Here is an 11847-nt window from a genome sequence, read left to right as displayed (position 1 = left end):
AATTAAATTGCTTGGTGAGAATAGCTATGGGGGTACACCTAGTAACATTCCGAACCTAGAAGTTAAGCCCATATACGCTGATGGTACTTGGCTGGAAGCGGCCTGGGAGAGTATGGATTTGCCAAGCATTATGCTTCTTTAGCTCAGTCGGTAGAGCATGCGGCTGTTAACCGCAGTGTCGTTGGTTCGAGTCCATCAAGAAGCGCCATTTATGAATTTTAACACATCTTTTAGATGTGTTTTTTTGTTTATAAGGAAAGTATAAAATTAAATAGAAAAATTAGTCTCTTGACAGCCGTATGAGTTCTACGAGCTTAATGAACATAGGCTCTTTGAACTAATGGCTATTTGTCAAATAGTGTTGATGAAAATATTATTTAAAAAATACAAGTTCAAATTTTGTATATAATTTTAAAATAAATTTACAAAAAAAAAGTCCTAAGGAACTTGGACTTTTAAATGGGAATTAGCATTGATATTAGGGTATCTATCTATAATTTTATTATTTTACTGGGAATGTCCGACTCTCAAGAGAGAGTCGGAATTTTTTCTATCTGGGGGGAGAGAAAAAAATTTTATTTTTATTATTTATATCTTTTAGACTAAAGTAATGTAAAAAAAGTTTAAAAAAATATTTTTATAAAAAAATTTTTTATTCATCTGAACTTTTACTTTCAAAACTAATCATAATTGGAGAACCATCAAAACCAAAAGCTTCTCTAAATTTATTTTCAATATATCTAGCATATGAAAAATGAATTAATTCTGGATAGTTACAGAATAAAACAAATTTAGGAGGTGCAACAGATACTTGTGTTGCATAGTTAATTTTAATCAGTCTTCCTTTTCTCGTAGGAGGATTATTCATAAGAATAGCATCTTTTAAAACAGTATTTAAAAGACCAGTGGAAATTCTTTTTGTGTATTCTTCATAAATTCTATCTGAAATTTCAAGAAGATTTGTTGTCCTTTGTCCTGTTAGAGCAGAAACAAATTCTATTGGTGCATAAGACAAGAAAGGTAATTCATTATACAATTCTTCTTTTAATTTTTTCATAGTATTATTATTTTTATTTTCTACTAAATCCCATTTATTCATAACAACAATAATAGGTTTTAATTCTTCAGCAGCAATACCTGCTATTCTTTTATCTTGTTCTGTAAGTCCTTCTTTAGCGTCAAGCATCAAAATACACACATCAGCTCTTTTTATAGTTTTTAAAGCTCTTAATACAGAATAATATTCTAGACTTTCTTCAACTTTAGACTTTCTTCTTATCCCAGCAGTATCTATAATCATATATCTATTATCTTTATATTCAATTAAAGTATCGATAGCATCTCTAGTTGTCCCAGCAATATCACTAACTATTGTTCTTTCTTCCCCTGAAAGTCTATTAACCAAAGAAGATTTTCCAGCATTAGGTTTACCTATTACAGCAAGTTTTAGAACATCTTCCTCTTCTTCTGGAAATTCTATTTTTCCTATAATTTCAACAACTATATCAAGCATATCTCCCAAATTAACTTTATGTCCCCCAGAGATAGGAACAAGATATTCAAAACCAAGCCCATAAAAATCATAGATGTCATCTTGTTGTTCAAAATAATTATCTATTTTATTTACACAAAGAATAACAGGCTTATTTTTCTTTCTTAAAATATAAGCAATTTCGTCATCAAGTGGATTAAGACCAGCTTTACCATCAACAACAAACAGAATAACATCTGCTTCATTCATAGCAACTTCAGCTTGCTCTTTTATTTTAGTCATCATAAAATCATTATTTCTAGGTTCAAGTCCTCCAGTATCAACAATAACAAACTCAGAACCGCTCCATTCTGTATCTCTATATAATCTATCTCTTGTAACACCTGGTAAGTCATCGACTATTGCTATTTTATCTCCAATTAAATTATTAAACAATGTCGATTTTCCAACATTTGGTCTCCCAACTATTGCAACTATTGGTTTCATTAAATCACCTCTTTATTTTTTATTTATAAGGAAAGTATAAATTTAAATGCTTATTAGTCTCTGATGTCCGTATTGGTTCGAAGAGCCTGTGTTTATTGAGCTGATAGAACTCATACGGCTGTCAAGATACTTTTTTACTCTATATTATATCATAAGACATTGGAAAATACTAAAAAAAGTCCTTTAATGGCTAAAAGTAAAATTAAAAATTTTAAAAGAAAATAATATTACATTCTACTTCAAACCAAGGTCCTTCTTCATCTTCCCCTTCTATAATATCGAAACTTATTTGACAATCTTCTAAATTTAAAATATAGGAATTTGTCTCTTCATCTTTTGAAAAAGTCATTTTTTTATATTTAGTATTTTCTATTCTATTTTTGATATCTTCTCTTTGATTGAGAAGTTCAATAATATCTTCTTCTAAATCGAAGCCTAGATTTATAAAATTTTCATTGATTGTTTTTATTTTTTTTAATAGTTTTTCTTCTAACATAAAGCCTCCAATCTTTTTATTATATTATACTAAAAAAATAAATTTTTTATTCTATAGGAAAGTATAAATTTAAATGCTTATTAGTCTCTGATGTCCGTATTAGTTTGAAGAGCTTGTGTTTATTGAGCTCGTAAACTCATACGACTGTCAAGAGACTTTTTCAATATCTGATCGGATAATAAAAGGGTTATTGCAAATTATATATTTCTCATAAGATGCAATAGCCCTTTTTTCTATAGAAAAGTATAAAATTAAATAGTTAAAATTAGTCTTTGACGTCTCATATTAGTTCGAAGAGCCTATGTTCATTGAACTTGTAGAACTCATACGGCTGTCAAGATACTTTATTTTTTATAAAATTTTATTTTCTCTTAAAAAATTTGATAATAGCAAGAAAAAATTTTATTTTTTTTAATTCAAAAGGCAATTTTTTAAGAGCTTTATTCATAGAAATTTCAATTTCTTTTTCCGTCATCACTTTCACCTAATTAGAATATTTTTTATTTAGAGCTTTTAAAATAGCATAAGTTTCTAAATCCATTACTCCACTAGCATTTTTAGGGTTGAAATGTAATTGAAAGGCATAGACTACATCTTTTCCTTCTTTGTCCCACTCATCATTGCTATTGATAGAGTAACCATATTTTTTTAACTCATTTTTTATATCCTTTATAGAAAGTGAATTAAATACTTTTTCATCCATAAATTGAGCTTTGTCAGTTTCATCATACCAAGCTCCAATTTGATATTTATCATATAATAATTTCCAAGGGAACTTAGCACCTGGATCTTGTTTTCTTCCTGGAGCAATATCAGAATGAGCTAAAATATTTTTTGCTGGAATATTATATTCACGAGCAGTATTTTTTATTATTTCAGCAACCTTTTCAATTTGTTTTTCATTAAATTCAACATAATGGTCATAAGGATGATATGTAGGATAACTTCTATATTTTTTATCAATTCCATCATTAACAATTTCTATTCCTACAGAGGTGTCATTGATATTTGTTCTTCCACCAAAAGAACTACTTCCAGCATGCCAGGCTCTCTTATCAACTGGAACTAAGTTATATACTGTGTTGTCATCGTTATCTAAAACTAAAAAATGAGAACTAACTCTACCAGAAGTAAGCTCTTTTATAGATGCCTCATTATTTCCAGCAGTATAATGTAAAATTATAAATTGTATTCTTTCATTTTGAGCTTTAGAAACATAAGTTTCAGAATCAACATTATATTTTCCAAAATTTCTACCTGTGTATGTTTTTGTTGTATGGCTAATAATATTTGGATTTGATGATGAACAAGCCACTAATGTTAGTGCAAGTCCAATACTTGTTAATATTTTTTTCATTTTTTTACCTCGAATTCATAAAATTAAAACTAAAATTTAACTAAATTTACTATAAAACTTAAGATTTATTTTAAATTTTTTAAAAGCTCAATAATGTATTTATAATATTTTTCAACAGAAGAAATATCCATTTTTTCTTTTGGAGTATGCACATCATATATATTAGGTCCAATAGATATCATATCTAAATTTGGATAGTGTTTTGCAATAGCTCCACACTCAAGTCCGGCATGAATAACACTTACTTGCATTTTTTCATTAAAAAGAGTTTCATAAGTTTTTATAGCTGTATCTCTTAAGTGAGAGTCTGGTCTAAATCTCCATTCAGGATATCCACTACTAGATTTTGAATTAAGAGCATATTTTTTAGCTATATTTTTTATTTTATCTTCCAAAGAATTAAGAATTTCTGGATTAGAACTTCTTAAAGAAATTATTATGTTTATTTTATCGTTAATTATTTTTATTATGGCAAGATTATCAGAACTTTCAACAATAGTAGGATATTCTTTTAACCAAGTGTTTACACCAGTTGGTAATTCAGATAAAGTTGCAAGTAGTCTATCTAAAATATTATTTTCAAAAATTTCATTGTATTCAACTTCAGATTTTTTTATTTCAAATAGAATTTTAGGTTCTTGAACAATGTATTTTTTAGTTAGTTCAGTAACTTTTTTATTAAACTCATCAAGAAAAGCAGATGTATTATTTTTACTTACAGCTAAAGTATAGAAACATTCCCTTGGGATGGCATTGTCTTTAGAACCACCATTTACAAAACAAAGAGAAAAATCAGAAGATTTTTTTAAATTGATTAAAACTTCAGTTAAAACTTTTATAGCATTTAATCTATTTTTATCAATTTCAACCCCTGAATGTCCACCAAATAGATTTTTTAAAGATATATCAAAAAAATCATAGTCATTTTTGTTAATTTTATCTTTATTTGAGTCGAAAGAAAGAGTAATAGCCTTTCCACCAGCAGAACCAGCTGTAACCCATGCTTCTTCTTCGGAGTCTATATTTATAAGAAGATTACCTTTTAAAATATTTTCTTCTAATTCCATAGCACCTTTCATTGTTGTTTCTTCTTCAACTGTTGCTAATAATTCAAGATTTGGGTGTTGAAGACTATTGTCTTCTAAAATAGCAAGTCCCATAGCAATAGCAATTCCATTGTCGGCACCTAAAGTAGTATCTTTTGCTTTTAAAAATCCATCTTCAATATATAAATCAAGAGAATCATTTTTAAAGTCATGAGCAGATGTTGGTTCTTTTTCACAAACCATATCCATATGTCCTTGAATTATTATTCCAGGAGAATTTTCATATCCTGCACTTGCTTTTTTTCTAATAACAACATTCATAGTCTTATCTTGATAAACTTCTAAATTTAATTCTTTTGCAGTATTAATTAAAAAATCACTCACTGCTCTTTCATTCCCAGATTCTCTAGGAATTTTAGATAATTCTAAAAAATAATGAAAAACCCTTTCAGGTTTTAAATTTAATATTTCATTTTTCATATCTATTACCTCCTTCTTTTACTCTATTTTCAATATTATAGGAGAAAATGTATTACACTCTTATATTTACAGGCATAACAAGGTAAATATAGTCTGGATTACTTTCTTCTGTAATTCTTAACATTGAATTAGCATTTTTAGCTTCTATAATTATATTATTATTAATATTATCAATGAAATCTTTTATATATTTACAATTCATTCCAAGTTTTAAATCATCTCCGTTTTTTATCATAGAGACTTTTTGATTGATTTTAGCACTAGTAGAGAAACCACTAATTAATAATTCATTTCCTCTGAAATTAAAAGTTGCAACATTTTTTGAATCATTACTATTTTTAGTAACAGAGATAACTTTTTTCAATGAAGAAACTAATTCTTCTCTATTAAATTCAAACTTTTTATCATTATTATTACTTTCTATAAGTGCTTTAAAATTCGGAAAACTCAATGATAATAGTTTGCAACTAAAATAAGAATTTTTCCAAGTTAGAATTAATTTTTCATCAGTTGCTGAAAGAGAGAAATCTTCATCTAAATCTTTAAAAATCTTATGTATAATGCTTACACTTTCAGCGGGTACTAAAACTTCTTTATACTCATTATTAGGAATTTGATCTTTCAAATAGATCAATCTATATGAATCTGTAGAAGCAAGTTCTATAAAATTGTCTTTAAAAATCATTTTGATAGAACTAAAAAGTAAATCGTTAGTACCAGAAATGCTAGTAATAAATTTTACTTTATCTAATAGATTAGCAAATTTATTTGTATTAGTTGTTAAAATAGTAGCTGGAGTAGTTTCTGTTAATTCAGGATAAGAACTATCATCAAGAATTGAAAATTCAGCGTGATTAACTATTAAAGAACCTTCTTCTTTTTGAAAATTTATATCAGTTTCTTCGACTAATTTTATATATTCTAAAAGTAAGGCTGGTTTTATTAAAACTTGCCCTTCAGTTTCTATTTTTCCATCTGTATATCTTATTAAATCTATCTCTAAATTCGTTCCTTTAAAGATAATTTTTTCATCTTTAGCTTGTATAAAAAGCCCAGCCAAAATAGGTTTAATGGGATTTTCTTTTAATATATTTATATAATCTCCCATAATCTCTATTAAGATTTCTTTGTTTATAGAAAATTTCATTTTATCCCCCCGTTATTTTCTATTATTTTACTCTATAGGAAAGTATAAATTTAAATAGCGAAAAGTCTCTGACGTCCGTATTAGTTCGAAGAACATGTGTTTATTGAGCTCGTAAAACTCATATGGCTGTCAAGGGACTTCATTTATAAAAAACTACTAATTTGCTATTAAAATTTCTTGCCAATATTTGTTTTGAATATTTAACTTATCTCCAATATTCATTAAAAGTTGAGCATCTTTAGTTTTAGAAACATCATACAAAGGTTTTTTAGTAATTGTTTTATCAGCTTCTAAATTGATACTAGGAATTTCAATAGCTTGTGAAATTTTAGCATAGACATCAGGTCTATGAATATAATTTATAAATTTTAAAGCATTTTCAATATTTTTTGAATCTTTTAATATGACAAAAGAATCTATTGATGAGTATCCTTGATCACCAGGAGGGACTATAAAATCTACATTTTCTCTATCAGCTTCAGATAATTCTCTATAAATATTATCAGGGTATCCTTGAACAACCCAAAAATCTCCATTTGCAAAACCTTTACCATAAGATTCAGAGTCAAATTTAGCTATATTTTTTTTCCAATTTAAAATAGTAGCTTTAGCTTTTTCCATCGCTTCAGTAGAGTCTGCATCTTGTTTATATCCATTTAAAGCTAGTGCAGGGACAAAAACCTCTCTCATATCATCAAGTAAAGTCATTCTACCGGCAAGATCTTCTCTATCATAGATAGTGTAATCTTTTGGGTAATCCTTAACAAATTTTTTATTTACAGCTATACAAGTAATTCCTCTCATATAAGGAATACCATAATCATTATTAGGATCAAATTCTTTTAATTTATCCATATAAACAGAATCTATAAAGTTTGTATTTTCAAGTTTTGATTTATCTAACTTTACAAGCATATCTTCTTTCATCATGATTTCGTAATAATCACTAGAAGGCATTACTATATCATAACCTTCTCCACCAGCTTTTATTTTTGTATACATTTCTTCGTTAGAAGAATAGATATCTTCAACAACTTTAATACCAGTTTCTTTTTCAAAATCTGAATAAACAAATTGTGGAATATAATCAGCCCAACTATAAACATAAAGTGTATTTTCATCTCTACTATCTCCACAAGAAATTAGTAAAAATGTAGATAAAATCATCAGAAAAAATTTTTTCATAAAATTAAAAACCCCCTTGTTGTTATTGCTACACTATATTATAGTATATTAAATGAAAAATACATAATTTTTTTATTTTATAAAGATTAAAAATTAGACTTTAATATCCGTATTAGTTTTAAGAACTTGTGTTTATTGAACTCGTAGAACTCATACGGCTGTTAAGAAACTTTATTCAAAATTAATTTGATTTTATATAAAGATCCATTTTGTTGTATGGAATTTCAATATTATTTGCATCAAATAGTTTTTTTACACTAACATTACAATCTAAAGTTGCTTGAAGAAAATCTTCTTTTTTTACCCACGCTCTAAACATATAGTCAAGAGAACTAGCATTTTGTTTTGTAAGACTAATAGTAATTGGCATATCTGAATTATTTTTTATGATTTTTTCTTCATTCTCTGCAACCTGTTGTAAAACTGATATAACTTTATCTATAGGGACATCATATGAGGCAGAGTAGACTAAATCAAGTCTTCTATATGGATTTCTTGAATAGTTTATTATAGAAGCGTTAGCAATTTGACTATTTGGAACTATTATTATTGGCCCGTTGTGTTGCTTTATAGTTGTATATAGAATATGAATACTTTCTACAATACCTTCAATATTTTTATCCAAACTAGAAACTACATCTCCTTTTGATACTTGTTTAAAAAATAAGATTAAAATTCCACTTGCAAGATTAGATAAACTTCCTTGTAATGCTAAACCAACAGCAACTCCGGCAGTTCCTAAAATAGTTACAAGTGAAGTAGCTTTTATTCCGACAACACCTATGAGTAAGAAAGCTAAAGCAATATACATAAATGTCTTTATAAGTGATTTTAAAAATGAAATTAATAAAGGGTCACTATTTTTTAAACTTGTTGCCCTATCTATACTTCTTAAAATAAGTCTTGTAAGTTTTGGCCAAATAAAAATTAAAAATAAAAAAGCTAAAAGTTTTCCGGCAAGTATTGGTAAAAAATCTACTAAATCTTCCACTAAATTTAGTAATATTTTTTCAAAAAAACTATGGTTCATTTTTCCTCCTAAAATTATTTATATATCTTATAAAGTATATTATTTTTTTGAAAATTAAGCAAGGAAAATAAAAATGCTTAGTAGTTTTTTTTATAGGAAAATATAAAAATAAATAATAAAAGTTAGTCTCTGATGTCCGCATTAGTTCGAAGATCCTATGTTCATTGAGTTCGTAGAACTCATACGGCTGTCAAGAAACTTTATTTATTTTATAAAAGATTATAAAATTATATATTTAAAACAGATTATTTATACATAATGTACTAAAAAAAATATAAAAGTACAAATTTTATAAATTTTTATTGACTAATATATATATAAAGTTATAAAATATAGAAAATTATTATAAAGGAGGCAACATATATGAAAGTTTTTACGACAGAAAATATTAGAAATATTTCTCTACTAGGACATAGAGGGTCTGGAAAGACAAGTCTTGTGGAATCTTTACTTTTTGTTAAAGATTACATAAAGAGAAAAGGAAATGTGGAAGACGGTACAACAATCTCTGATTTTGATAAAGAGGAAGTAAAAAGAATTTTTTCAATAAATACATCTTTAATTCCTATAGAATATGATGAAGTGAAACTTAATTTTTTGGATACTCCTGGATATTTTGATTTTGTAGGTGAAGTTGTTTCATCTTTAAGAGTTTCTGCTTCAGCAGTTATAGTAATGGATGCAACTGCTGGTGTTGAGGTTGGGACAGAAAAAGCATGGAAACTATTAGAAGAAAGAAAACTTCCTAGAATTATTTTTATTAATAAAATGGACAAAGGATATGTAAACTATCCTAAATTACTTGCTGAATTGAAAGAAAAATTCGGCAAAAAAATAGCTCCTTTTTGTTTGCCATTAGGTGAAAAAGAAGAATTTAAAGGTTTTGTAAATGTAGTTGACATGAAAGGTAGAATTTTTAATGGAAAAGAATGTGTCGATACTCCATTACCTAAAGATATAGATGTGAGTGAAATTAGAAATTTGTTGTTTGAGGCGATAGCTGAAACCGATGAAGTGTTAATGGATAAATATTTTGCTGGTGAAGAATTTAGTGCTGAAGAAATAACAACAGGTCTTCATAAAGGAGTTGTAAATGGGGATATAGTACCGGTTATTGTCGGTTCAGCTCAACAAAATATAGGAATACATACTCTTTTAGAATTTTTAAAAAGATATATGCCTTGTCCTACTGAATTATTTAGTGGAGAAAGAATAGGAAAAGATCCTGAAACTAATAAAGATAAAAGAGTAAAAATAGCAGATGAAACTCCGTTTTCAGCTATAGTATTTAAAACTTTGGTCGATCCATTTATAGGGAAAATTAGTTTCTTTAAAGTAAATTCTGGAATTATAAAAAAAGAAGCAGAGGTTTTTAATCCAATTAAAAATAAAAAAGAAAGAATAGCTCAAGTTATGACTATGCAAGGAAATAAACAAATAGAAGTTGAAGAATTGCATGCTGGTGATATTGGAGCTACAACAAAATTACAGTATACTCAAACTGGAGATACTATTTGTGACAAGAATTTTTCAGTAGTTTTTAATCAAATAAAATTTCCTAAACCAAATATTTTTTCGGGAGTTTTGCCTGCTGATAAAAATGATGATGAAAAACTAAGTACAGCACTACAAAAAGTTATGGAAGAAGACCCTACTTTTATAGTTAAAAGAAATTATGAAACTAAACAATTGTTGATAGGAGGACAAGGAGAAAAACACTTATATATAATTTTATGTAAAATAAAAAATAAATTTGGAGTTCATGCTGAACTTGAAGATGTTATAGTGTCTTACAGAGAAACTATTTTAGGAAAAGCTGAAGTAGAAGGAAGACATAAAAAACAATCTGGAGGAGCTGGTCAATTTGGAGATGTTTTTATAAGGTTTGAACATTCTGATAAAGATTTTGAATTTGTAGATGAGATAAAGGGAGGAGTAGTTCCTAAAAATTATATTCCAGCAGTGGAAAAAGGACTTATAGAAGCTAAAGAAAAGGGAGTTTTAGCTGGCTATCCTGTGATTAACCTTAAAGCCACTTTATATGATGGAAGTTATCATCCAGTTGACTCAAATGATTTGTCATTTAAATTGGCAGCAATATTGGCTTTTAAATCTGGAATAGAAAAAGCAAAACCAGTTTTATTAGAACCGGTTGTAAAAATGGAAATTACAATTCCAGAAGAATATATGGGAGATGTAATGGGAGATTTAAATAAGAGAAGAGGAAGAGTTTTAGGAATGGACCACTTAGAAAGTGGGGAACAAATGCTATATGTTGAAGTTCCTGAAGCTGAAATATTAAAATATTCAATAGATCTTAGAGCTTTAACTCAGGGTAGGGGTCAATTTGAATATGAATTTGTAAGATATGAAGAAGTTCCAGAAAATATTTCTAAAAAAATTATAGAATCTAGAAATAAATAAGAAATAAATAAAGTCTCTTGACAGCCGTATGAGTTCTACGAGTTCAATGAAAACACAGGCTCTTCGAACTAATACGGACGTCAGAGACTAATTTTTTATGTTTATTTTATACTTTCCTGTATAATCCATAAGCTTATTTAAAATAAAATTTTATTAAAAAAGTTTTACGTTTATAAAAAATATGTTAAAATAAGATACAGAAAAATTTATTTTAATATAGGAGTTGAAAATATGGAAGCAAAAAAAGAGTTTGTAAGAATAATGAATGAATCTGAATTGATTGCTTTAGCAACAAGTGTTCATGATTTTCCTAATGTAAGAATAGTTAATTTTTATTATAACGAAGAAAACAATACGATATATTTTGCAACTTTCGTAGGAAGAGAAAAAATAAGTGAATTTTGGAAAAATAATAATGTAGCATTTACAACTATACCAGTTAGACATGGTGAAAGAGAACATATAAAAGCTAAAGGAAATGTTAGAGAAAGTGAAAAAACAATAGCTGATTTAGAAGAAATTTTTACAACAAAAATGAGAGGGTTTAAAGAAGTTATTGAAAAATGTAGAGAAAAATTAAAAGTGTATGAAATAAAATTTAATGAAGTAAAATTAACTTTAGATAGCATACACTATGAGAAAATAAGTTTCTAATACTGCATCAATTATTTTTTAAATATCTAATTCAACATTTGATTTTTAAA

At 27.2% G+C, this 11847-nt stretch carries 9 protein-coding genes, 1 tRNA gene and 1 rRNA gene; 4 read left to right on the top strand and 7 right to left on the bottom strand.

The features are described from left to right. Nucleotides 1-10: 10 nt before the first annotated feature. Nucleotides 11-127 (top strand): 5S ribosomal RNA (gene rrf / locus BQ2505_RS01150). A 5-nt stretch (nt 128-132) separates the two neighbouring features. Further along, nucleotides 133-208 (top strand) — tRNA-Asn (locus tag BQ2505_RS01145). 444 nt (nt 209-652) lie between these two features. Here the strand turns inward: BQ2505_RS01145 and der are convergent. The 7 genes from der to BQ2505_RS01110 form a co-directional block, all read right to left on the bottom strand. Further along, nucleotides 653-1978: a ribosome biogenesis GTPase Der gene (gene der / locus BQ2505_RS01140; RefSeq protein ID WP_074015983.1), complete on the bottom strand. Its 1326-nt coding sequence runs from the start codon at nt 1976-1978 to the stop codon at nt 653-655. A 211-nt stretch (nt 1979-2189) separates the two neighbouring features. After that, nucleotides 2190-2474 carry a hypothetical protein gene (locus BQ2505_RS01135; protein WP_074015982.1) on the bottom strand — a complete coding sequence of 95 codons (285 nt, stop codon included), beginning with the start codon at nt 2472-2474 and terminating at the stop codon, nt 2190-2192. A gap of 484 nt (nt 2475-2958) precedes the next feature. Continuing rightward, a complete protein-coding gene (locus BQ2505_RS01130) occupies nt 2959-3831 on the bottom strand; it encodes an N-acetylmuramoyl-L-alanine amidase (RefSeq protein ID WP_074015981.1) in 873 nt (290 codons plus the stop codon). Between the two features lie 65 nt (nt 3832-3896). Then, nucleotides 3897-5357, bottom strand: coding sequence for an aminoacyl-histidine dipeptidase (locus BQ2505_RS01125; protein WP_074015980.1), 1461 nt, complete (start codon nt 5355-5357; stop codon nt 3897-3899). Between the two features lie 52 nt (nt 5358-5409). Continuing rightward, the gene (gene dnaN, locus BQ2505_RS01120; RefSeq protein WP_074015979.1) at nt 5410-6504 is read right to left on the bottom strand and encodes a DNA polymerase III subunit beta; all 1095 of its coding nucleotides are present in this window, start codon (nt 6502-6504) and stop codon (nt 5410-5412) included. 156 nt (nt 6505-6660) lie between these two features. Next, nucleotides 6661-7689, bottom strand: coding sequence for an extracellular solute-binding protein (locus BQ2505_RS01115; RefSeq protein ID WP_074015978.1), 1029 nt, complete (start codon nt 7687-7689; stop codon nt 6661-6663). 181 nt (nt 7690-7870) lie between these two features. After that, nucleotides 7871-8719, bottom strand: coding sequence for a mechanosensitive ion channel family protein (locus tag BQ2505_RS01110; protein ID WP_074015977.1), 849 nt, complete (start codon nt 8717-8719; stop codon nt 7871-7873). A gap of 363 nt (nt 8720-9082) precedes the next feature. On the opposite strand from BQ2505_RS01110, the gene fusA reads away from it, so the two are divergent. Together fusA and BQ2505_RS01100 are read left to right on the top strand one after the other, a co-directional pair. After that, entirely contained in the window at nt 9083-11143 is a 2061-nt protein-coding gene (gene fusA / locus BQ2505_RS01105) for an elongation factor G (RefSeq protein WP_074015976.1), read from the top strand. Between the two features lie 231 nt (nt 11144-11374). Then, entirely contained in the window at nt 11375-11797 is a 423-nt protein-coding gene (locus BQ2505_RS01100; RefSeq protein WP_074015975.1) for a pyridoxamine 5'-phosphate oxidase family protein, read from the top strand. The last annotated feature ends 50 nt before the right edge of the window (nt 11798-11847 follow it).

This window comes from Fusobacterium massiliense, from assembly GCF_900095705.1.
GTDB lineage: Bacteria > Fusobacteriota > Fusobacteriia > Fusobacteriales > Fusobacteriaceae > Fusobacterium > Fusobacterium massiliense.
The sequence above is the reverse complement of the archived record's forward strand: the minus strand, read 5'-3'. Positions and strand labels throughout refer to the sequence as shown.

Bases quoted from the DNA above. Each gene is read 5' to 3' on its own strand.
- dnaN (WP_074015979.1), bottom strand. From the start codon at position 6,504: ATGAAATTTTCTATAAACAAAGAAATCTTAATAGAGATTATGGGAGAT.
- BQ2505_RS01100 (WP_074015975.1), top strand. From the start codon at position 11,375: ATGGAAGCAAAAAAAGAGTTTGTAAGAATAATGAATGAATCTGAATTG.
- BQ2505_RS01125 (WP_074015980.1), bottom strand. From the start codon at position 5,357: ATGAAAAATGAAATATTAAATTTAAAACCTGAAAGGGTTTTTCATTAT.
- BQ2505_RS01110 (WP_074015977.1), bottom strand. From the start codon at position 8,719: ATGAACCATAGTTTTTTTGAAAAAATATTACTAAATTTAGTGGAAGAT.
- BQ2505_RS01135 (WP_074015982.1), bottom strand. From the start codon at position 2,474: ATGTTAGAAGAAAAACTATTAAAAAAAATAAAAACAATCAATGAAAAT.
- BQ2505_RS01115 (WP_074015978.1), bottom strand. From the start codon at position 7,689: ATGAAAAAATTTTTTCTGATGATTTTATCTACATTTTTACTAATTTCT.
- fusA (WP_074015976.1), top strand. From the start codon at position 9,083: ATGAAAGTTTTTACGACAGAAAATATTAGAAATATTTCTCTACTAGGA.
- BQ2505_RS01130 (WP_074015981.1), bottom strand. From the start codon at position 3,831: ATGAAAAAAATATTAACAAGTATTGGACTTGCACTAACATTAGTGGCT.
- der (WP_074015983.1), bottom strand. From the start codon at position 1,978: ATGAAACCAATAGTTGCAATAGTTGGGAGACCAAATGTTGGAAAATCG.